Genomic DNA, 19,154 nt, shown 5'->3' with positions numbered 1-19,154 from the left:
GAAATAGCAAGATGACAACAAACTATCTGACGATTGACATTGGGGGGACCTATATCAAGTACAGTCTCATGTCAGAGGATTTTCAGCTATTAGAGATGGACAAGACGCCAACTCCTGCAAGAATGGAGGGCTTTTTGTCTTGCTTGGAAAACCTTGTCGAGACCTATCATGAACAGATTGCAGGGGTAGCTATTTCTTGTCCCGGTACAATCAATCGCAAGACGGGCTTTGTCTACAAAGGTGGCTTAATTCCCTATCTGACGGCAATTCCCCTTGCCAAACACCTTGAAAATCGTTTTTCCTTGCCTGTTAGCGTCCTAAATGATGCCGATGCGGCAGGCCTTGCGGAGGCTAGATTGGGGCAGTTGGCCCATGCGTCGTGCGGTGCTGCTCTCGTCTTGGGGACTGGTGTCGGTCTTTCCCTTGTCCATAATGGTCATTTAGCAACTGTTGCAGACTTAAAGTCAGATAATCTATTTTTAAATCCAATCGGTCAGTCCTTACTTGATAAGACGACCAATTCCTTTCAAGATATGGGGGCTATCTTTGGCCTTCATTTACGAGGTGTCAAGAGCCTGATTGAGAATGCAGGATCAGCTGTTCAGTTTGTCGAACAAGCTAGCCAGCAATTGCAGCTATCAGAAGCAGACGGTCGGGCTGTTTTTGAAAAATTACAAGAGGGAGCAAACAGCGATTTGTCCAAGTTATTTGCCGATTATTGCCGTGAAGTTGCCTACTTGATTTTGAATCTGACGAGTCTCGTTAAGTTAGACAAAGTTGTTATCGGAGGCGGCATTAGCCAGCAGGATTTGTTAATTGAACAGATTCAAGACAGTTATCGCGAGATTCTAAAAGCAGAAGTCAGCACTCCTCACTTGCTCCATTCAGTAGCAATTGAGGCCTGTCAATTTCACAACCAAGCCAATTTAATCGGTGCTCTCTGTTTTTATTTGGAGAAATACACAAAATCTTGACATTTTATGTCGGGATTTTTTGTTTCGAGGAGAACTTAATTTTTATAGGGAAATTTAGATTTTCTTTTACGAATAGAAATGTAGAGGTGAAAAATGAATAACTTTGAATTGTTTAAATTAAAAAAAGCTGGCTTGACCAATCTTCATATCCATAAAGTCTTAGCCCACCAAGCGAGGATTGGCAAATCCTTATCGATTAAGTCCATCGCCTTAGTGTCGTCCTATCCCAACCCAGTCCTTTTTATCGAGCAGTACAAACAGTTGGATCTCAAGGCCTGTCGAGAGGAATTTAACCGTTATCCCTCCCTTTCGATTTTAAATGTGGTCTATCCAATCGAGCTAAAACAGATTTACAACCCGCCTGTCTTACTCTTTTATCAAGGAGATATTGAACTCTTACAGAAGCCAAAACTAGCTGTGGTGGGGGCGAGGTCTGCTAGCAAGGCAGGGATCAGCTCCGTGCAAAAAATCATCAAGGAATTACAAAATCGCTTTGTAATTGTCAGTGGCTTAGCAAGGGGAATTGATACTGCAGCCCATATTGCTGCGTTGAAAAATGGTGGTAAAACAATCGCCGTCATCGGCTCTGGACTGGATGTTCATTATCCTAAGGAGAATAAGGGATTACAGGATTATATCGCGCGGCATCATTTACTACTATCAGAGTATGAGCCCAATGCCCAGCCCCTCAAGTACCATTTCCCTGAGCGAAATCGGATTATCGCAGGTTTGTCACAAGGGATTATCGTGGCAGAAGCAAAAGTGCGCTCAGGAAGCCTGATTACTTGCGAGTACGCCTTGGACGAAGGACGACGCGATGTTTTTGCGATTCCCGGATCTATTACAGATGGAAAATCTGCTGGCTGTCATTTTCTGATTCAAGAGGGTGCAAAATGCATTACATCGGGGATTGATGTTCTTTCAGAATACCAACTCTAAAATGAGTTTTCCTATAGGAAAAGAAAAATCTTGACACTTACCTAAAAATAGTATATTCTTTTTGGTGCTATACTAGTTTAAAAATATTGTAAAGGTAAGAATATGGTAACAACGAAGAAAAAAGCAACTACTAAGAAAAATTTAGTCATCGTGGAGTCGCCAGCAAAGGCCAAAACGATTGAAAAATATTTAGGACGCAATTACAAGGTTGTTGCCTCAGTCGGACATATCCGTGATTTGAAAAAATCCAGCATGTCCATTGATTTTGACAATAATTATGAGCCAGAGTATATCAATATTCGAGGCAAAGGTCCGCTCATCAACGATTTGAAAAAAGAAGCTAAAAAAGCGAAGCAAGTTTTCCTCGCAAGTGACCCGGATCGTGAAGGAGAAGCGATCTCATGGCATTTAGCTCATATCTTGGGCTTAGATGAGAAGGATAAAAACCGTGTCGTTTTCAACGAAATTACAAAAGACGCCGTTAAAAATGCCTTTAAAGAACCACGAGCGATTGATCATGACTTAGTAGATGCCCAGCAGGCCCGCCGTGTCTTGGACCGTATTGTGGGGTACTCTATTTCGCCCATTTTATGGAAAAAGGTCAAGAAGGGCTTGTCTGCTGGTCGTGTCCAATCAGTAGCCCTCAAATTGATTATTGACCGTGAACATGAAATAAACAATTTTAAACCAGAAGAATACTGGACTATTGATGGCACCTTTAAAAAGGGCACGAAGAAATTCCAAGCTAGTTTCTATGGTCTCGATGACAAAAAACTCAAACTGGAAAACAATGAGCAGGTAAAAGAAGTCCTAGCACGGATTAAAGGTGATGAGTTCCTAGTCGATAAGGTAGACCGCAAAGAGCGTAAGCGCAATGCACCTTTGCCATACACAACTTCAACCTTGCAGATGGATGCGGCCAATAAAATCAATTTCCGTACCCGCAAGACCATGATGGTTGCCCAGCAGTTGTATGAGGGAGTGAGCCTTGGAACTGGTGGAACACAAGGTTTGATTACCTATATGCGTACCGATTCAACGCGGATTAGTCCCGTTGCGCAAGGTCAGGCTGCTGATTTTATTACGGAGCGTTTTGGAGCCAAGTATTCTAAGCACGGCAGCAAGATTAAAAATGCTTCTGGTGCTCAAGATGCCCATGAGGCTATTCGACCTTCAAACGTTCAACTAACTCCTGAATCCATTGCCAAATATTTGGATAAGGATCAGTTGCGCCTCTACACCCTTATCTGGAATCGCTTTGTCGCAAGCCAGATGACCGCAGCCATTTTTGATACCATGAGTGTTCGGTTGACACAAAACGGGGTTCTTTTCACCGCAAATGGTAGTCAGGTGAAGTTTGACGGTTATATGGCCGTTTATAATGACGCGGATAAGAGCAAGATGTTGCCAGAGATGGAAGTTGGCGACAAGGTGCAGCGTGTCTTGACCAAGCCAGAACAGCACTTTACCCAGCCTCCTGCTCGTTACTCAGAAGCGACCCTGATCAAGACCTTGGAAGAAAACGGGGTTGGCCGTCCGTCAACGTATGCACCGACCATTGAAACCATTCAGAAACGCTACTATGTGAAACTAGCGGCCAAACGCTTTGAGCCAACCGAACTTGGTGAAATTGTCAATAAATTGATTGTCGAATTTTTCCCGGACATCGTAAATGTTACCTTTACGGCTGAAATGGAGCAAAAACTAGATGATGTTGAGGTCGGAAAGGCACGGTGGCAGAAGATTATTGATAGTTTTTATCAGCCGTTTAAGGTTGAGTTAGCCAAGGCAGAGACAGAGATTGAAAAAATCCAAATCAAGGACGAGCCAGCCGGCTTTGACTGTGATGTCTGCGGTCATGAAATGGTGATTAAGTTGGGACGTTTTGGCAAGTTCTACGCTTGTAGCAATTTCCCTGATTGCCGCAACACCAAGCAGATTACAAAAGAAATTGGTGTTATCTGCCCTGATTGCCAAAAAGGGCAAGTCATTGAGCGCAAGAGCAAACGCAATCGTATCTTTTACGGATGTGACCGCTATCCAGAATGTGAATTTACTTCATGGGACAAACCGATCGGTCGTGACTGTCCGAAATGTCAACACTACCTTGTTGAAAAGAAAGTCCGAGGAGGTGGCAAGCAAGTCGTCTGTCCAAACGGTGACTACGAAGAAGAAAAAATCAAATAAGAGAATTTTCCGTTGTAAAGGAGTTTCAAAAGAAGTTCCTTTATAACGGACTTTTTAAACAATTGCCGTTATAACAGACTTTTTTTGCCAAATCTGTTATACTATGGTCAAATGAATGAACTTTCAGACAAGAAACGGAAGACGCAGACAGTACTTGATTTTCATTGACTATGAGTACGGCAAGTCGAAAGCGACGATGTAGCAAAGTTCATTCAAAAGACTATAGACTTATGAGAGGTAGTTTATGAATTATTTTGCTTTCATCGGAGATATTGTCGATTCAAAAAAAATCGATGATCGCTATCAAGTTCAAAAAACATTAGAATCCTGCTTACATCAACTTAATGCGAAGTATAGCGATGTGATCATTTCAAAAATGTCCATCACACTAGGAGACGAATTTCAAGGCTTACTGACCTTGGACGCCCCTTTATTCCAAATCATTGATAGTATTAATATGGCAATGAAGCCCCACCAAATTCGTTTTGGTCTTGGTCTAGGTACTATTTTGACAAATATAAATCCTGAACAGAGCATAGGAGCTGATGGACCAGCCTATTGGTATGCCAGAAAGGCGCTTCAGCATATTCACCAAAAAAATGATTATGGGAATACGCAGATTGCTGTTGATTTTGAAGGAGTTCATAATGTAGAGGTGATTAATAGCTTGATTGCTAGTAGTGAAGCGATTAAGTCTAGCTGGCGCGCCAGTCAAGAAATTCTTTTACAAAAGCTGTTAGAAAATGATCGGTATCATGAATCTTTTGATCAACAAGCATTGGCAAGAACCTTAGAACTAGACAGCAGCGCCTTATCTAAGCGCTTAAAAACGAGCCATCTAAAGGTCTATCTACGAGCTCGGAACTGCGCATTAAAGCTACTGAAAGAAGCAGGAAAGGAGTAAAAATGTCTATCACCGGTCTTTCACACTACCTACTAGAGCATCCTATTGTAACGCTGTTATTGATTTGCCATTTTTTATCAGATTTTCATCTACAAAGTCAAACAATAGCGGACCGAAAAGACACGGATAAGGTGTATTTAGGACTCCATCTGATGGGAGTCGCGTTTCCCCTTCTGTTGGTCACTATTTTTGTTCCAAGTATCTGGAGGGTGACCTTGCTGCTCCTATTCAGCCATGCTATCATTGATAGCGGAAAACCGTATGTAGCTAGATGGTTCAAATGGAATACATTAGTCATCTTTCTCATCGATCAAGCCTTGCATGTGTCCATGATTTTCTTGTTAGCTAGGCTGACAAGGGATACGATGCTACCAGCCATGATAGCAGGAGAAGCGCTAAATAGTATCTTGTTTCTTCTGCTGATTACCAAGCCGACCAATGTTATCTTCAAGCTCTTCTTTCAAAAATATCAGCCTCAAGGTACTCACAAGATGGATACGATTCCTGGGGTAGGAGCCACGATTGGTCACTTAGAGCGTATCGTCATGAGTATTTGCATCATGTTTCACCAGTTTGCCTCAATCGGTCTGGTCTTTACTGCCAAATCCATTGCCCGTTACAATAAAATATCTGAAAGTCCCACCTTTGCAGAATACTATCTTATTGGCTCACTCTTTAGTATTCTGAGTGTTTTAGTTGCCGCGTGGATTTGCTTGTTTTAGGTCTGTCAGATTATGAGGTAAATAGATGTCGCGTTCTCTTTAATTGGTCTTTGGGAACATTTATGGTATGATAATCAAGTATTAACATTTAGAAAGGTTTGGGTGTGGGTGTCCCCCATACTCAGGAAATGGAGGCTGTAAGCTGGCTAGGGTTACGGCATTCATTTTTAGAGGTATTAGTATATTGTCTCAATCCTACATTACTGTTATTGGAGCTGGTTTGGCTGGTTCCGAAGCTGCCTATCAAATTGCTCAGCAGGGCATTCCTGTGAAACTGTACGAAATGCGTGGGGTGAAGCCCACCCCACAACACAAGACCGACAATTTTGCAGAATTGGTCTGCTCAAACTCTCTACGTGGGGATAGCTTGACCAATGCGGTCGGTCTGCTCAAGGAAGAAATGCGTCGCTTGGACTCTGTTATTATGAAAGCGGCAGAAAGCACGCGTGTTCCCGCTGGAGGGGCCTTGGCAGTTGACCGCGAAGGGTTTTCACATATGGTCACTGAAACCTTAGAAAATCATCCCTTGATTGAGGTGGTACGTGAAGAAATCACAGAATTGCCAAGCGAGGGACTTACGGTCATTGCGACAGGTCCCCTGACAAGTGATGCCTTGGCAGAAAAAATCTACGCCTTGAACGGCGGGGCTGGCTTTTATTTCTACGATGCGGCAGCGCCGATTGTCGATGTTAATACCATTGACATGAGCAAGGTCTATCTGAAATCTCGCTATGACAAGGGAGAAGCTGCTTACCTGAATGCACCGATGACCAAAGAGCAATTCATGGCCTTTCATAATGCGTTGGTTCATGCCGAAGAAGCACCGCTCAATTCCTTTGAAAAAGAAAAATACTTTGAAGGCTGTATGCCCATTGAAGCGATGGCCAAGCGCGGGGTCAAAACCATGCTGTATGGCCCGATGAAGCCAGTCGGTCTGGAGTATCCAGAAGATTATACAGGCCCACGTGATGGTGAATATAAAACGCCTTATGCAGTTGTCCAGTTGCGCCAAGACAACGCAGCAGGAAGTTTGTACAATATCGTAGGCTTTCAGACCCACCTCAAATGGGGAGAGCAAAAGCGGGTCTTTCAAATGATTCCGGGATTGGAAAATGCAGAGTTTGTCCGCTATGGTGTCATGCATCGCAATTCCTACATGGATTCGCCGAATCTCTTAACTCAAACTTTCCGTTCTAAGAAAAATCCACAACTCTTCTTTGCTGGTCAGATGACAGGGGTTGAAGGCTACGTTGAGTCTGCGGCGTCTGGTCTTGTAGCTGGCATCAACGCTGCTCGCTTATTCAAGGGAGAAGAAGAAATCATCTTCCCAGAAACAACGGCAATCGGAAGTCTACCGCACTATGTAACGCATGCCGACAGCAAGCATTTCCAACCGATGAATGTCAATTTCGGCATTATCAAAGAGCTGGAAGGGCCACGCATTCGTGATAAAAAAGAACGCTATGAAAAAATTGCTGAACGTGCTTTGACAGACTTGAGCGCCTGTATGGAGATGTTGAATAAGAAATAAACAGCTAGGTGTTCCCTAGCTTTTTATAATCAAATGAATGAACTTTTAGACAAGAAACGGAAGACGCGGACAGTACATGATACTCTTCGAAAATCAAAAGCAGACGTTGTTGACTTGATGAACTTCTGTTCTCTCTGCCCTGGCATCACCTAGTCTGCTATTGATTTTCATTGATTATGAGTATGAGTACGGCAAGTCGAAAGAGACGATATATCAAAGTTTATTCAAATAACATGATATAAGAGCGTTAAAAAATCGATAGAAAATTAGGGAGACGACCGAAGAAATTGTATTTCTAGGGTGGCTCGTCTATTTTCCGAGATTTTAGCTCGCATTCAAATAACAATACCAAACTTGACTTATAGTCCACTATAAGTGATATAATGGTAGGGTTGAAGGAGGGAAATATGACCAATTCAGAAAAGACCTATACGATTACAGAAGTCAGCGAACTTTATCAATTGAACTCCAATACGCTACGCTATTATGAACGTATCGGGCTGTTGCCAGCCGTTCCCAGAAAGCCAAACGGGAATCGCTATTTTACCAAGGAAATGTTGAACTGGCTTGAGATGGTGATTTGTCTGCGCCATTCGGGGATTCCGATTGAAGTATTGAAACGATACGTAGAGCTATTACATGAGGGAGAGGCGACCAATGCAGAACGTGAACAGCTCCTCAGAGAGCAATTAGTAGCCCTGTACCAACGCAAGGAGAGTCTCCAGCGTTCCATCAACCGTCTCGAACACAAAATTTCCCTCTATGAAAGTGGCGAAATCAACCAAGTCACCTCGTATTTTGAAGAATATGCTATCTTAGCAGATAAGGAAACTAGTTGGAAGGAATAAGAAGATGAAAGTTGATGTATTTGCCCATGTTTTACTACCAAGGTTTTACCAAAAAATGCTGGCGTTGGATCCGCAGTTACCAGACAAGATGCCCTTTTTGCAGAACCCGGTCCTGCTTGATATGACCATGCGGGCGCAGCATCAAACCTCCTCTGTCAAGCAAATCATCTCCTACGTTAATGTCAATCCTGAAGATTATGTAGCAGCTGATGAGGCCTTGGAGCTAGTTCAGGAAGCTAATCAAGAACTGCTGGAAACCTTGCAAGCAGATCCAGAGCAATTTGCAGGCGGGGTGGCCATGCTCGCACTCAATCATGTGGAAGGTAGCCTTCAGATACTGGAAGAATTTGTAGCCCCAAATAAGGAAATCGTAGGGATTCAATTGTTCAGTCGCCACCTTGGTCAGTCTCTTGCTGCACCAGAATTTGCACCGATTTTTGAAGCCTGCGCAAGGCTACATATTCCTATTTGGCTCCATCCTGTGTTTGATGTGAGAAAACCTGATAATAACATCGTCTTTTCATGGGAATACGAGCAGACACAGGCCATGCTTGATCTAGTACAGGCTAATTATTTCCAACAGTATCCTGATTTGAAGGTGATTGTCCACCATGCGGGAGCTATGGTGCCCTATTTTGCCGAGCGGATTCGTCATATCTTGTCCAAGGATATGGCGCAGGATTTCCAGAAATTTTACGTAGATACGGCCTTGTTAGGTAATCCTAAGGCACTTGAATTAGCAGTCGATTATTTTGGAATTGAACATGTCTTGTTTGGAACAGATGCGCCCCTAGGTATCCTGCCTGCTGGACCAACCAAAGAAATCATTGCAGCGATTGAGGCGATGCCTCTTTCAACCGAAGAAAAACAGGCCATCTTTGCGGATAATTGGTACCGTTTATCGAAACAGAAAGGAGTCTAATGCAACCGATTGTCAATATTTTTAAGTTAGAAGTAGCAGAAGCGGAACTGGAAGAATTTTTCCGCATTGGGAAGACTAATTTTACCCAGTCTATCGTACAAGAAGAGGGAACACTTGCCATGTATTTGGCAGAAGATGCGAGAGAGCAAGATTTTTACGTGATAGAAGTCTACCGTGATCGCATGGCCTACCAAGAACATATCGAATCTGCACATTTTGCGGACTTCGTTGCCTTTTCGCAAGAATTTATTCCTAAAAAAGAACGCATTGCACTGATTCCTCAAGTCTTGCTTGAAAAAGAGCGCTTGATTGAAGAGGATTTGTCTAAACTGTCGATGAGGCTGACGGTTGTCCATATCAAAGAAAGTATGGAAAGACTATTTAAAAATGAACTTTTTGAGGCAATGCAAGCACGAGAAAGCGGTGTTCTGTATGCTGGTCACGTTGCGGATTCGCCCAACACCTGGTATATTATGCACATCTTTCGCATAGGTTATAGCCTTATAGCGCCCTTTTTAGAAAATAAGGCCTATCTTGAAGAAATAGGTAGGCGTGAGTTGTCACCGATTGCATTCGTAAACAAAGGAAATGTAGTCTATTCTGTAATAGAAAAGGAGTTATAATGTCACTAATTCGACATAAAAAAGTAGAACTGACTGAACTCTTTTATGATTTAGTCTATGTCTATGTTATTTCACAAATGACTCATCTCTTGTCCAATGTTCACCATGGAATGTTCATCCACGAAACTATTGTTGTCTTTAGTATCGCCTTGATTATCTTTATCAATTCTTGGATGATTCAGATGGTTTTTACCAACCGTTTTGGGAAAAATAGCCCGACCAACACATATTTTATGCTCTTGCAGATGATATGTTTGCTAGTTGCTGCTAGCTTGCTGTCTAGTGATTTACAAACAATGATCGTCCCATTCTTTAGCTCAATGGCTGTTCTCACCTTCCTCCTACTTGCACAATATGGCGTTGAGTATCGCACTACTAAAAATCAAGCCGATCAATACTTTATCAAGCAATTCTTTTCCATTTTGGGAGTGCGCATTGTTAGCCTCTTGTCCTGTCTATTTCTCCCCTATCCATTTAGTCTCGCAATTGCTATTTTAGGAATCATTGTAACCTGGCTCATGCCATCTCTCTTACTCAATCCAGAAAAGACAGAGGCTTTAAAGGGACTGACTCCGATTCATTTCTCCCATTTAATCGAGCGTTTATCTCTGCTTGTGATTATCACTTTTGGCGAGATGATTATTGGAATCGCCCCTTATTTTTCAATTGAAGCATTTTCATTTTCGTCCTTATTTCCTTTTTTAATTGTCGCTAATCTATTTCTCTTTTATATTACAGAGATTGATTGCTTGATAGATGTCAATAAAACAAATGTCTCAGGAAATGGTGCCATTTATTATCATTATTTTATCTTTTTTGGCTTGAGCTTTATTACGGCTGCCTTTACCTTATTGCAGGAGCATCAGCTATCTAAAAATGTGATTGTGGGCCTGCTCTATGGCGGTATTTTCTTGTTTTTGCTTGGAATTCTCCTACATGCACCTTATAACAAGGCAGGATACAGCTGGACTCGTACATTTTATCTTGCCGAATTGGCCCTACCAACGATTGGCTTGCTGATGAGTTTGATTGTCACTAAAGATTCTCCGATGTTAACCTTGGTCGCTTTCCTTGTCACAGTAGGAATGACAGCCTTGATGTTGCACCATCAATCATCCCATATGCTTGTGGCTGAACAAGAAGATTTTTAGATTTATACTCATTTAGTTTATAGCTAAAGGTAAACGAAATGTCTATATTAGACTTGTGGAGTGGGAAAGATTGATATTTCCCACTCCTTTATTTCTGGTTACGTGCTGAAATCATCTCTTTTTGTTCGTTTTTCCCGAATTTTTGACAAAATAACTAAATTTTCTGAATATTTTATCAGAAAATATGGTATACTAATTCTATATTTGAAATGGAAATGAGAATCTGATGAACAAGTCTTACTTTTATCTTGATATGAGAACCCACGAATTAGAAGTTCCTTACACCAAGGACAAGCGGCGCGTGCGGGTCTTATTACCTAAAAATTATGAGACAGATACAGACCAAACCTATCCGGTTGTTTACTTTCATGACGGGCAAAATATCCTCTACAGCAAGGAGTCTTTTAGCGGCCATTCTTGGAAAATCATTCCCGCTATCAAACGGAACCCTGATATTGTCAAGATGATTGTCGTTGCTATTGATAATGATAGTTTCCAGCGGATGAACGAATATTCCGCCTGGAAGTACAAGGAAATCAATATCCCCGGTGTCCAATTCGGGGGCAAAGGGACAGAATATGCCGAATTTGTCATGGAAGTAGTCAAACCCTTTATCGACAGTGAATACCGTACTAAATCGGATAAGGCGCATACTGCTATGATTGGTTCTTCCCTAGGCGGGAATATCACCCAATTCATGGGCTTGGCCTATCAAGAGCAAATCGGTTGCTTGGGAGTCTTTTCATCTGCCAACTGGCTTCATCAGGAGGCCTTTGATCGCTATATTGAGCGTCAGGAATTGGATAAGGACCAGCGGGTCTACATCTATGTTGGGACGGAAGAAGCAGATGATACCGATAAGACGTTAATGGCAGGCAATATCAAGCAAGCTTATATCCACTCTTCTATTTCCTACTATCGTCAGTTGATTGCTGGGGGAGTAGAGTTGGATAATCTTGCCTTGGAAATCATTTCAGGAGCGATTCACAACGAAGAAGCATGGGCAAAATATCTGCCTGATTGTCTACGTTTTTTAAGTGAAAAATGGTAAGGAGAAAGAGTATATGCACGTAGAATTTTTAAGTCATTGGTCAGGAAATCTAGGTCGTGAAATGAACCTTAATCGCTATGGGCATGCAGGTATTCCAGTAGTTGTTTTTGCCTCATCTGGCGGTTCTTACAATGAATATGCTGATTTTGGCATGATTGAGGCTTGTAAGGGATCGATTGAAGCTGGGAAGGTTCAATTTTTCACCCTAACCAGTATTGATAAGGAAAGCTGGTTGGCAGATTGGAAATCAATGCATGACCGCGCTGAGGCACATCAAGCCTATGAACGCTATGTGATTGAGGAAGCCATCCCCTTTATCAAACATAAGACAGACTGGTTTGAGCCGATGATGACAACAGGTTGTTCAATGGGGGCTTATCATGCGCTGAATTTCTTCCTCCAACATCCAGATGTCTTTAATAAGGTCATCGCTCTTTCTGGAATTTACGATGCCCGTTTCTTTAACAACAACCAAGATTACGGTCATGATGAGGCAGTCTATCAAAATTCTCCAGCAGATTACATTTGGAACCAACATGACGGCTGGTTTATCGATCGTTATCGTCAATCCGACATCATTGTCTGCTCTGGTCTGGGAGATTGGGAGCAGGACGGCTTGCCAAGTTTCTACAATCTAAAGGCCGCTTTTGCTGAGAAAAATATACCTGCATGGTTTGATGAATGGGGAAGTGATGTCGCCCATGACTGGGTATGGTGGAGACGACAAATGCCGTATTTCTTACGAACCCTCGATCTATAGAAAGGTGCTATGTATGAATTTTATTGTGATTTCGCCCTATTATCCTGAAAATTTTCAACCATTTACGATTGAATTGGCTAAAAAAGGAATCAATGTTCTAGGAATTGGACAAGAGCCTTACGAGCAGCTAGGACCAGATTTGCAAGGGGCTTTGACCGAATACTTCCGCGTTGAGAATCTGGAAGATATTGATGAAGTGAAGCGCGCTGTCGCCTTTCTATTTTATAAGCATGGTCCGATTGACCGAATTGAATCTCATAATGAATATTGGCTGGAAAATGATGCGGTCCTCCGTGAGCAATTCCATATCTTTGGAGCTAAGCCGAACCACCTGCGTAAGACAAAATTCAAGTCAAAAATGAAAAAATACTTTGCAGAAGCAGGTGTGCCAGTTGTTCCAGGGCAGGTGATTAAGACGGAAAAAGATATTACCAGATCCCTGAAAAAAATTGGTCTGCCCCTGATTGCCAAGCCCGATAATGGAGTAGGAGCTGCTGCAACCTACAAATTGACCAGTCAAGCAGACGTGGAGCACTTTATAGACCAGTGGGACCGCGAAACTGTCTACTTCTTTGAAAAATTTGTCAATTCGAGCGAGATTTGTACTTATGATGGTTTGGTTGATCGCAACGGCAAGATTGTCTTTGAGACGACATTTGACTATCATTATACGCCGCTTGAGCTCTTGGAAAGCCAGAAAGACAATGCCTACTATATTTTAAAGACTATTGATCCAAAACTTCAAGCTTATGGCCGTGCCATTGTCAAGGCTTTTGGCATGAGAGAACGCTTCTTCCACATTGAATTTTTCCGTGAGGGAGACGATTACATCGCGATTGAGTATAACAATCGCCCTGCTGGTGGTTTTACGGTCGATGTCTACAACTTTGCCCATTCGATTGATTTGTATCGCGATTATGCGAGTATCGTGGCAGGAGAAGAAGTGGCGAAGCGCACCTTTGAACCCCAATATTGCCTAGCCATCACGCGCAGGGATACGACCCAGTATGTCCATAGTGAGGAAGACTTGCGCAGCCGCTACGCTGGTCAGTTAAAAATGGAAAAACGCATGCCATGCGCCTTTGCAGCCCTACAGGGAGATACGATTTATATTCTCACAACGGATAACCGTACAGAACTAGAGGAGATGATTGCCTACATCAGTCAAACGCACTCCTAATACCTCGTCCTGCTCTTAGCAGGCGAATTTTTTTGTGGTAGTATAGTCTTTGGATGAACGTTGATACATCGTCACGACTACTTAAGAAACGCTCAAAAAATACTCGTTTTAATTGAGAATACAACCAATCGATTGTTTATAGAGATACTTACAAAACTGTAAGATAGGGTGACAAGGCTGTAAGGTTCACTTGGCGCCATTCGCGGTATAATAATATCATAAACTATACGAAACGAGGAAAAGCCTATGTGGAAAAAAGCTATCACAAAGCAATCAACCGTAACAGCAAGAGAGGCAGCAGAAGTAGCCAACTTGCTTCAAAAAGCTGAGTATGCAGCTGCTCTCTATCAAGAGACGACCGCTATTTACCGCTATCTACATGGCTAATCAGCTCGATACAATCAAAGGAGTATTTATGTTTTTAGAAATCAATCATTTAGAAAAAGTATACCGTACCCGTTTTTCAAAAGAAGAAACCCGCGCTCTTCAAGATGTGGACTTCAAAGTTGAAAAGGGAGAATTTATCGCTATTATGGGAGAAAGTGGATCTGGGAAGACGACTCTGTTGAACATTCTCGCCACCCTTGATAAGCCAAGTAACGGTAGTGTCATCCTCAACAACTATGATATTACTAATATCAAAGAAAGTCAGCTAGCCGATTTCCGTTTGCGCAACCTAGGTTTTGTCTTTCAAGATTTTAACCTGCTCGATAGCCTGTCCATCCGTGATAACATCTTTCTTCCTTTGGTATTGGCACGCCGACCTCACAAGGAGATGGAAGAGCGTTTAGCGCAAATCGCGCCCAAGTTGCGGATTGCCGACTTGCTCAACAAGCGTCCCTTTGAACTGTCTGGCGGGCAAAAACAGCGGGTTGCCATTGCCCGTAGCTTGATTACCCAGCCGCAATTGATTCTAGCAGATGAGCCGACAGCAGCGCTGGATTACCGTAATTCCGAAGATTTACTCCATCTCTTTGAAGACATCAATGCAGACGGTCAAACAATTCTGATGGTGACTCACTCTGCCAATGCTGCCAGCCATGCAGGGCGTGTCCTCTTTATCAAGGACGGACGTATCTTCCACCAACTGTATAAGGCCAATAAATCCAGCAGTGACTTTGCCAAGGAAATCTCACTCAGCATGTCTGCGCTACTAGGAGGTGAATAGTCCATGTTCTATCTCAAATTAGCCTATGGCAATATCCGAAAATCCCTCCCAACCTTTGCGCCTTTTATCCTAGCGAGCTTGGTTCTCTTTGTCCTCAACTGCTCGACCTTGCTCCTTATTCTCAGTCCGGTGGCCAAAACCATGGGAACAGGGACTTTGGCGCTCGGCTTGGGTAGTGTGGTCTTAACGATTTTTTCTGTCATCATAGAAATCTACAGTTTTAATTTCTTGATGACGCAACGTGGAAGAGAATTCGGACTCTACAATATGCTAGGCATGAACAAAAAGAAATTAGCCCTCATTGCAACGCTGGAATTGATGATGGTGTTTGGCCTAGTTGTCATTCTCGGAAGCATCTTGAGTGCAGCATTTTCCAACCTGATGTACTTGATATTTGTCAATCTAGTTCAAGGAACCAATCTGCACTTTGAAATCTCATTTGTCGCCTTTTTCTTCAATACCTTGATTTTTGCAGGCATCTTTTTCCTCTTGGAATTACTAGCCATTCGCAAGGTTGGATTTTCTTCTCCACTCATCTTGTTTAGAAGTAAGGAAGAGGGAGAAAAAGAACCGAAAGGCAACATGCTCCTAGCCATCTTGGGTGTGCTTTGCCTTGGAATCGGTTATTATCTTTCCCTTTCATCCAGTAAAATTAGCGCAATCGTGGTTCTCTATCGCTTCTTTATTGCGGTGCTGTTTGTCATCGTGGGAACCTATCTCTTTTACATCAGCTTTATGACCTGGTATTTAAAAACCAAGCGCAAGCAGAAGAAGTATTTCTACACACCTGAACATTTTATCTCAACCTCGCAGATGATTTTTCGCATGAAGCAACACGCGACAGGTCTTGCCAATATCACCCTCCTTGCCGTTATGGCCTTTGTCACCATTGCGACTACGACATCGCTTTACACCAATATGACGAGTACCCTCGATACTCTTTTTCCAAAAGAAACGACCATTACCTACTATGTGAAGAATCGTCAAGAAGGAGCAGCGGCTTTTCAAAAAACGGTACTTGATACCTATCCTGAAAAGGCGAACGATAGCAGGTCTTACCTAGCTTTATCAGATGTGATTTATTATGACGGAGGGAAAACGCTTGAGTTGACCAAGGAAAGACTCAACACCCCTTCTGTCAATGCTTTTGCAGGTCTCGTTGTCATGACCCAGGAAGATGTTAAGAAATTGGGCAATGATATCCCGGAATTGACAGAGCAGCAAATGATATTTTACCAGCCAGAACAAAAAAACAAGGTCGAAACTATTTACCTAACTGATCAGACATTTGAAGCAGTAGAGGTGAAACAGAAGATTCGAGTCCCTGATAGGTTAAATACCTATAACCCCTTCCTTCTCATCGTCAGCAACGATCAAGTGCTAGAAGAGGTTCTACAACTGTTCAAAGAAAGTCAACCTGACAATCCTGACCGGTTCATGAACTATCAAGTTCAAACCAATCTTAGCAAGGACGAATACCAAGCACTAGTCGGTGCAAATGATGGAAATTTCATGACAGAAGATGGAAGTAGAAGTCTGGGGCTTGTCGTCCAAAAAGACGATTTCAAAAATGCGATATTAGGCTTCGTTGGTGGCTTCCTTTTTACAGGCTTCTTACTCGGGATCAGTTTCTTGCTCGGTGCTGCCTTGATTATTTACTACAAGCAGTATTCCGAAGGGCATGAAGACAAGAAATCCTATAAGATTCTCCAAGAGGTGGGCATGAGCCAGACGGCCGTCAAAAAGACCATCAATTCTCAAATCTTACTCGTCTTCTTTATGCCGCTTGCCATGGCCATTCTCCACTTTATCGTGTCTCTTATCATGCTCAAGCAAATGCTACTCATGTTTGGAGTGACTTCACATGCCATGATTTACACCGTGAGTGGGATTACCATTGCAAGTGTCTGCCTCATCTATTTCATCATTTACAAATGGACCAGCAGAACCTACTACCGCATTATAGAACGGTAATCCAAGATACGAGAGCGTGTAAAAAGCGATAGAAAAATAGGAAATACGACGAAGAAGCATAGGCTTCTAGGAGGATTTATCTTTTTTCCGAGCTTTTAGCTCGAGTTCAATTATAAGATACACGATAATTAACTTGCTACACAAGTTTCCATTGTCTATACACCAAAGATACAGTGTATCTTTGGTGCGTTAAAAACTTAAAGCGCACTCAAGAGTATCCGTATCCGTAAAGCGAACAAAGTTCGCAACGGCTGCGGCAAAAATAGGAAATACGACGAGTGAAAAGCTCCAGTGGAGGTTTTCAGCCTAATCCCTAAGGAAGTCTCCGCTATAACTAACATGCTTTCCGCTCTTCTCCCAGTCACTCAACGAAGTAATCGCAGTTAAGAAACTACAAGCCTAGCAAAAATGCTGGGCTTTCTTCTAAATTCGTCATAAAGTCTAGTTGCAGTATGCTTGTACTATTGAATTACTACTAACTACACATTCTAAAAGTGGTTTATAGAGCCACTTTTTTGATACAATAAGGATATGAAAAAAGAAAAAATTTACATCGTAGAAGATGATGAGACGATTGTGCAATTATTGACAACGCATCTCAGTCAGCAATACCAAGTGAAAAGCGTGCGCAATTTTCGCGCCGTCAGTCAGGAAGTAGCAGAATGGCAACCCGATGTTGTGCTCATGGATATTAGCCTGCCCTATTTTAATGGCTTTTACTGGACGACAGAGATTCGCAAGACCATGACCATGCCGATTCTCTTTATCTCCAGTAGCGATGATGAGATGAACGCCGTTATGGCGATGAATATGGGCGGAGATGATTTCATTTCAAAACCGTTTTCGCTAGCCCTCTTAGATGCCAAAATCGCGGCCTTTTTACGCCGTATCCAGCAATTCACCCTGACAACCCAGCTCGTCCTTGATGACTATCAATTAAGTGTCGATGGGCGGTTGAGCCATGGAGATAATCAGATTCAGCTATCACCTACGGAAACCAAGATTTTGACCACCCTCATGCAGAGCCAAGGCCAAGTCGTGACTAAGGAAAAGCTCCTAGAACAGCTATGGGAAAATGAGGAATTTATTGACCAAAACACCTTGAATGTCAACATGACTCGTCTGCGAAAAAAAGTCAGTGAGCTAGGATTTGACCGCATTCATACCATTCGTGGAGTGGGGTATGTCGTCCAATGATTGCAAAATTTATGAAAGAATACGCAGGCTGGTACCTGCTCTATCTCCTTATGGGGATTGGCTTTTTAGGCATGTTTGCCCTCTATCACCTGCCTTTTGATTTTATCCTCCAAAGCCTCTTTTTTACCGGCAGTCTCCTTGCCATTTGGACGGTTTGGCTCTTTTTTAGATTTCAGCGCAAGCAAGTCATGCTGGAAGAAGCCCTGTATGAAGAAATCTTGGATGCATTCCACCTCCCGTCTGACCTTGCCTATCTCCAATTATTAGCGCAAGAAAAAGCAGTGGCCAAGCAAGAGATTCTTGCCTACAAGTCGCGGGAAAATGAGTGGCAGGCACTCGTCAAAATGTGGTCCCACCAAATGAAGGTTCCCTTGGCGGCTCTCTCTCTCATGAGCCAGACCAATCAGCTTAATCAGACCGATGTCAATCATCAGTTACTCCGTCTGGACAACTATATGGCCAATCTCTTAAATTATATGAAGTTGTCCAATCAAGCCAGCGATTTCCGCTTTGAAAAAGTAGATGTCAAGGACGTCATCATCGCATTGGTCAAAAAATACCGCCGTCAATTCCTCCAAAAGGAAATGACGGTTGAAGTGGTGGGAACTTGGCAGATAAAAAGCGACCGCAAATGGCTGTCCTTTGCTCTTTCACAAGTCATCGACAATGCGATTAAATATAGTCCTAATGGCGGTACCGTAACCATTCATCTGGACAATGGGGGCACGATTTCCGATCAGGGAATTGGGATTTTGCCAGAGGATATTCCACGCTTGTTTGAAGAAGGTTTTACGGGTTACAACGGTCGTGAACACCAGAAAGCTAGCGGCTTTGGCCTCTACCTAACTAAGCGTGTCCTGACACAATTAGGACTGATGATTCAGATTACAAGCCAAATTGACCAAGGAACGCAGGTTCGAATTTGGCAAGAGAAGTAGAGAAAAAATGCCAGTTGGCACCAGCTCCTCCAAGCACGACGATGAGAATAGATTATCAAAATTTACATAATATATATTATGTAAA

Annotated in this window: 18 protein-coding genes; all 18 read left to right on the top strand. The window is 42.6% G+C overall.

Annotation, left to right across the window (positions count from 1 at the left end):
* The first annotated feature begins 11 nt into the window (after nucleotides 1–11).
* The 18 genes from E4T82_RS02355 to E4T82_RS02275 all read left to right on the top strand — a co-directional run bounded on the left by E4T82_RS02355 (nucleotide 12) and on the right by E4T82_RS02275 (nucleotide 19,069).
* Nucleotides 12–974, top strand: coding sequence for an ROK family protein (locus tag E4T82_RS02355; protein WP_135181295.1), 963 nt, complete (start codon nucleotides 12–14; stop codon nucleotides 972–974).
* 93 nt (nucleotides 975–1,067) lie between these two features.
* Entirely contained in the window at nucleotides 1,068–1,913 is an 846-nt protein-coding gene (gene dprA / locus E4T82_RS02350) for a DNA-processing protein DprA (protein WP_135181294.1), read from the top strand.
* A gap of 102 nt (nucleotides 1,914–2,015) precedes the next feature.
* Nucleotides 2,016–4,100, top strand: a complete 2,085-nt coding sequence (gene topA / locus E4T82_RS02345; protein WP_135181293.1) for a type I DNA topoisomerase — start codon at nucleotides 2,016–2,018, stop codon at nucleotides 4,098–4,100.
* A gap of 244 nt (nucleotides 4,101–4,344) precedes the next feature.
* Nucleotides 4,345–5,004, top strand: coding sequence for a SatD family protein (locus E4T82_RS02340; protein WP_135181292.1), 660 nt, complete (start codon nucleotides 4,345–4,347; stop codon nucleotides 5,002–5,004).
* A gap of 2 nt (nucleotides 5,005–5,006) precedes the next feature.
* The gene (locus E4T82_RS02335; protein ID WP_135181291.1) at nucleotides 5,007–5,726 is read left to right on the top strand and encodes a DUF3307 domain-containing protein; all 720 of its coding nucleotides are present in this window, start codon (nucleotides 5,007–5,009) and stop codon (nucleotides 5,724–5,726) included.
* A 184-nt stretch (nucleotides 5,727–5,910) separates the two neighbouring features.
* A complete protein-coding gene (gene trmFO / locus E4T82_RS02330) occupies nucleotides 5,911–7,257 on the top strand; it encodes a methylenetetrahydrofolate--tRNA-(uracil(54)-C(5))-methyltransferase (FADH(2)-oxidizing) TrmFO (protein WP_167753544.1) in 1,347 nt (448 codons plus the stop codon).
* 407 nt (nucleotides 7,258–7,664) lie between these two features.
* On the top strand, nucleotides 7,665–8,105 hold the full coding sequence (locus tag E4T82_RS02325) for a MerR family transcriptional regulator (protein WP_135181289.1): 441 nt from the start codon (nucleotides 7,665–7,667) through the stop codon (nucleotides 8,103–8,105).
* Between the two features lie 4 nt (nucleotides 8,106–8,109).
* Nucleotides 8,110–9,027 (top strand): amidohydrolase family protein, encoded by a 918-nt coding sequence (locus E4T82_RS02320; RefSeq protein ID WP_135181288.1) that lies wholly within the window; start codon nucleotides 8,110–8,112, stop codon nucleotides 9,025–9,027.
* Entirely contained in the window at nucleotides 9,027–9,650 is a 624-nt protein-coding gene (locus E4T82_RS02315; protein ID WP_135181287.1) for a putative quinol monooxygenase, read from the top strand. Before E4T82_RS02320 ends, E4T82_RS02315 begins: the two co-directional genes overlap by 1 nt.
* Complete coding sequence (locus tag E4T82_RS02310) at nucleotides 9,650–10,801, top strand: low temperature requirement protein A (RefSeq protein ID WP_135181286.1); 1,152 nt, start codon at nucleotides 9,650–9,652, stop codon at nucleotides 10,799–10,801. Before E4T82_RS02315 ends, E4T82_RS02310 begins: the two co-directional genes overlap by 1 nt.
* A 226-nt stretch (nucleotides 10,802–11,027) precedes the next feature.
* Complete coding sequence (locus tag E4T82_RS02305; protein ID WP_135181285.1) at nucleotides 11,028–11,852, top strand: alpha/beta hydrolase; 825 nt, start codon at nucleotides 11,028–11,030, stop codon at nucleotides 11,850–11,852.
* A gap of 13 nt (nucleotides 11,853–11,865) precedes the next feature.
* On the top strand, nucleotides 11,866–12,612 hold the full coding sequence (locus E4T82_RS02300; protein WP_135181284.1) for an esterase family protein: 747 nt from the start codon (nucleotides 11,866–11,868) through the stop codon (nucleotides 12,610–12,612).
* Between the two features lie 13 nt (nucleotides 12,613–12,625).
* A complete protein-coding gene (locus tag E4T82_RS02295) occupies nucleotides 12,626–13,792 on the top strand; it encodes an ATP-grasp domain-containing protein (RefSeq protein WP_135181283.1) in 1,167 nt (388 codons plus the stop codon).
* Between the two features lie 246 nt (nucleotides 13,793–14,038).
* Nucleotides 14,039–14,179, top strand: coding sequence for a hypothetical protein (locus E4T82_RS12430; protein ID WP_167753543.1), 141 nt, complete (start codon nucleotides 14,039–14,041; stop codon nucleotides 14,177–14,179).
* 28 nt (nucleotides 14,180–14,207) lie between these two features.
* Nucleotides 14,208–14,960, top strand: a complete 753-nt coding sequence (locus E4T82_RS02290; RefSeq protein ID WP_135181282.1) for an ABC transporter ATP-binding protein — start codon at nucleotides 14,208–14,210, stop codon at nucleotides 14,958–14,960.
* Nucleotides 14,961–14,963: 3 nt separating this feature from the next.
* Entirely contained in the window at nucleotides 14,964–16,934 is a 1,971-nt protein-coding gene (locus E4T82_RS02285; protein WP_135181281.1) for an ABC transporter permease, read from the top strand.
* A 531-nt stretch (nucleotides 16,935–17,465) separates the two neighbouring features.
* The gene (locus E4T82_RS02280; RefSeq protein ID WP_135181280.1) at nucleotides 17,466–18,131 is read left to right on the top strand and encodes a response regulator transcription factor; all 666 of its coding nucleotides are present in this window, start codon (nucleotides 17,466–17,468) and stop codon (nucleotides 18,129–18,131) included.
* A complete protein-coding gene (locus tag E4T82_RS02275) occupies nucleotides 18,128–19,069 on the top strand; it encodes a sensor histidine kinase (protein ID WP_135181279.1) in 942 nt (313 codons plus the stop codon). Before E4T82_RS02280 ends, E4T82_RS02275 begins: the two co-directional genes overlap by 4 nt.
* Nucleotides 19,070–19,154 lie beyond the last annotated feature (85 nt).

This window comes from Streptococcus cuniculi (assembly GCF_004570575.1).
GTDB classification, from domain to species: Bacteria; Bacillota; Bacilli; order Lactobacillales; family Streptococcaceae; genus Streptococcus; species Streptococcus cuniculi_A.
The sequence above is the reverse complement of the archived record's forward strand: the minus strand, read 5'-3'. Positions and strand labels throughout refer to the sequence as shown.

What these genes read in the sequence shown, in the direction of transcription:
- E4T82_RS02355 (WP_135181295.1), top strand. Translation starts at nt 12, where the DNA reads ATGACAACAAACTATCTGACGATTGACATTGGGGGGACCTATATCAAG.
- dprA (WP_135181294.1), top strand. Translation starts at nt 1,068, where the DNA reads ATGAATAACTTTGAATTGTTTAAATTAAAAAAAGCTGGCTTGACCAAT.
- topA (WP_135181293.1), top strand. Translation starts at nt 2,016, where the DNA reads ATGGTAACAACGAAGAAAAAAGCAACTACTAAGAAAAATTTAGTCATC.
- E4T82_RS02340 (WP_135181292.1), top strand. Translation starts at nt 4,345, where the DNA reads ATGAATTATTTTGCTTTCATCGGAGATATTGTCGATTCAAAAAAAATC.
- E4T82_RS02335 (WP_135181291.1), top strand. Translation starts at nt 5,007, where the DNA reads ATGTCTATCACCGGTCTTTCACACTACCTACTAGAGCATCCTATTGTA.
- E4T82_RS02325 (WP_135181289.1), top strand. Translation starts at nt 7,665, where the DNA reads ATGACCAATTCAGAAAAGACCTATACGATTACAGAAGTCAGCGAACTT.
- E4T82_RS02320 (WP_135181288.1), top strand. Translation starts at nt 8,110, where the DNA reads ATGAAAGTTGATGTATTTGCCCATGTTTTACTACCAAGGTTTTACCAA.
- E4T82_RS02315 (WP_135181287.1), top strand. Translation starts at nt 9,027, where the DNA reads ATGCAACCGATTGTCAATATTTTTAAGTTAGAAGTAGCAGAAGCGGAA.
- E4T82_RS02310 (WP_135181286.1), top strand. Translation starts at nt 9,650, where the DNA reads ATGTCACTAATTCGACATAAAAAAGTAGAACTGACTGAACTCTTTTAT.
- E4T82_RS02305 (WP_135181285.1), top strand. Translation starts at nt 11,028, where the DNA reads ATGAACAAGTCTTACTTTTATCTTGATATGAGAACCCACGAATTAGAA.
- E4T82_RS02300 (WP_135181284.1), top strand. Translation starts at nt 11,866, where the DNA reads ATGCACGTAGAATTTTTAAGTCATTGGTCAGGAAATCTAGGTCGTGAA.
- E4T82_RS02295 (WP_135181283.1), top strand. Translation starts at nt 12,626, where the DNA reads ATGAATTTTATTGTGATTTCGCCCTATTATCCTGAAAATTTTCAACCA.
- E4T82_RS12430 (WP_167753543.1), top strand. Translation starts at nt 14,039, where the DNA reads ATGTGGAAAAAAGCTATCACAAAGCAATCAACCGTAACAGCAAGAGAG.
- E4T82_RS02290 (WP_135181282.1), top strand. Translation starts at nt 14,208, where the DNA reads ATGTTTTTAGAAATCAATCATTTAGAAAAAGTATACCGTACCCGTTTT.
- E4T82_RS02285 (WP_135181281.1), top strand. Translation starts at nt 14,964, where the DNA reads ATGTTCTATCTCAAATTAGCCTATGGCAATATCCGAAAATCCCTCCCA.
- E4T82_RS02280 (WP_135181280.1), top strand. Translation starts at nt 17,466, where the DNA reads ATGAAAAAAGAAAAAATTTACATCGTAGAAGATGATGAGACGATTGTG.
- E4T82_RS02275 (WP_135181279.1), top strand. Translation starts at nt 18,128, where the DNA reads ATGATTGCAAAATTTATGAAAGAATACGCAGGCTGGTACCTGCTCTAT.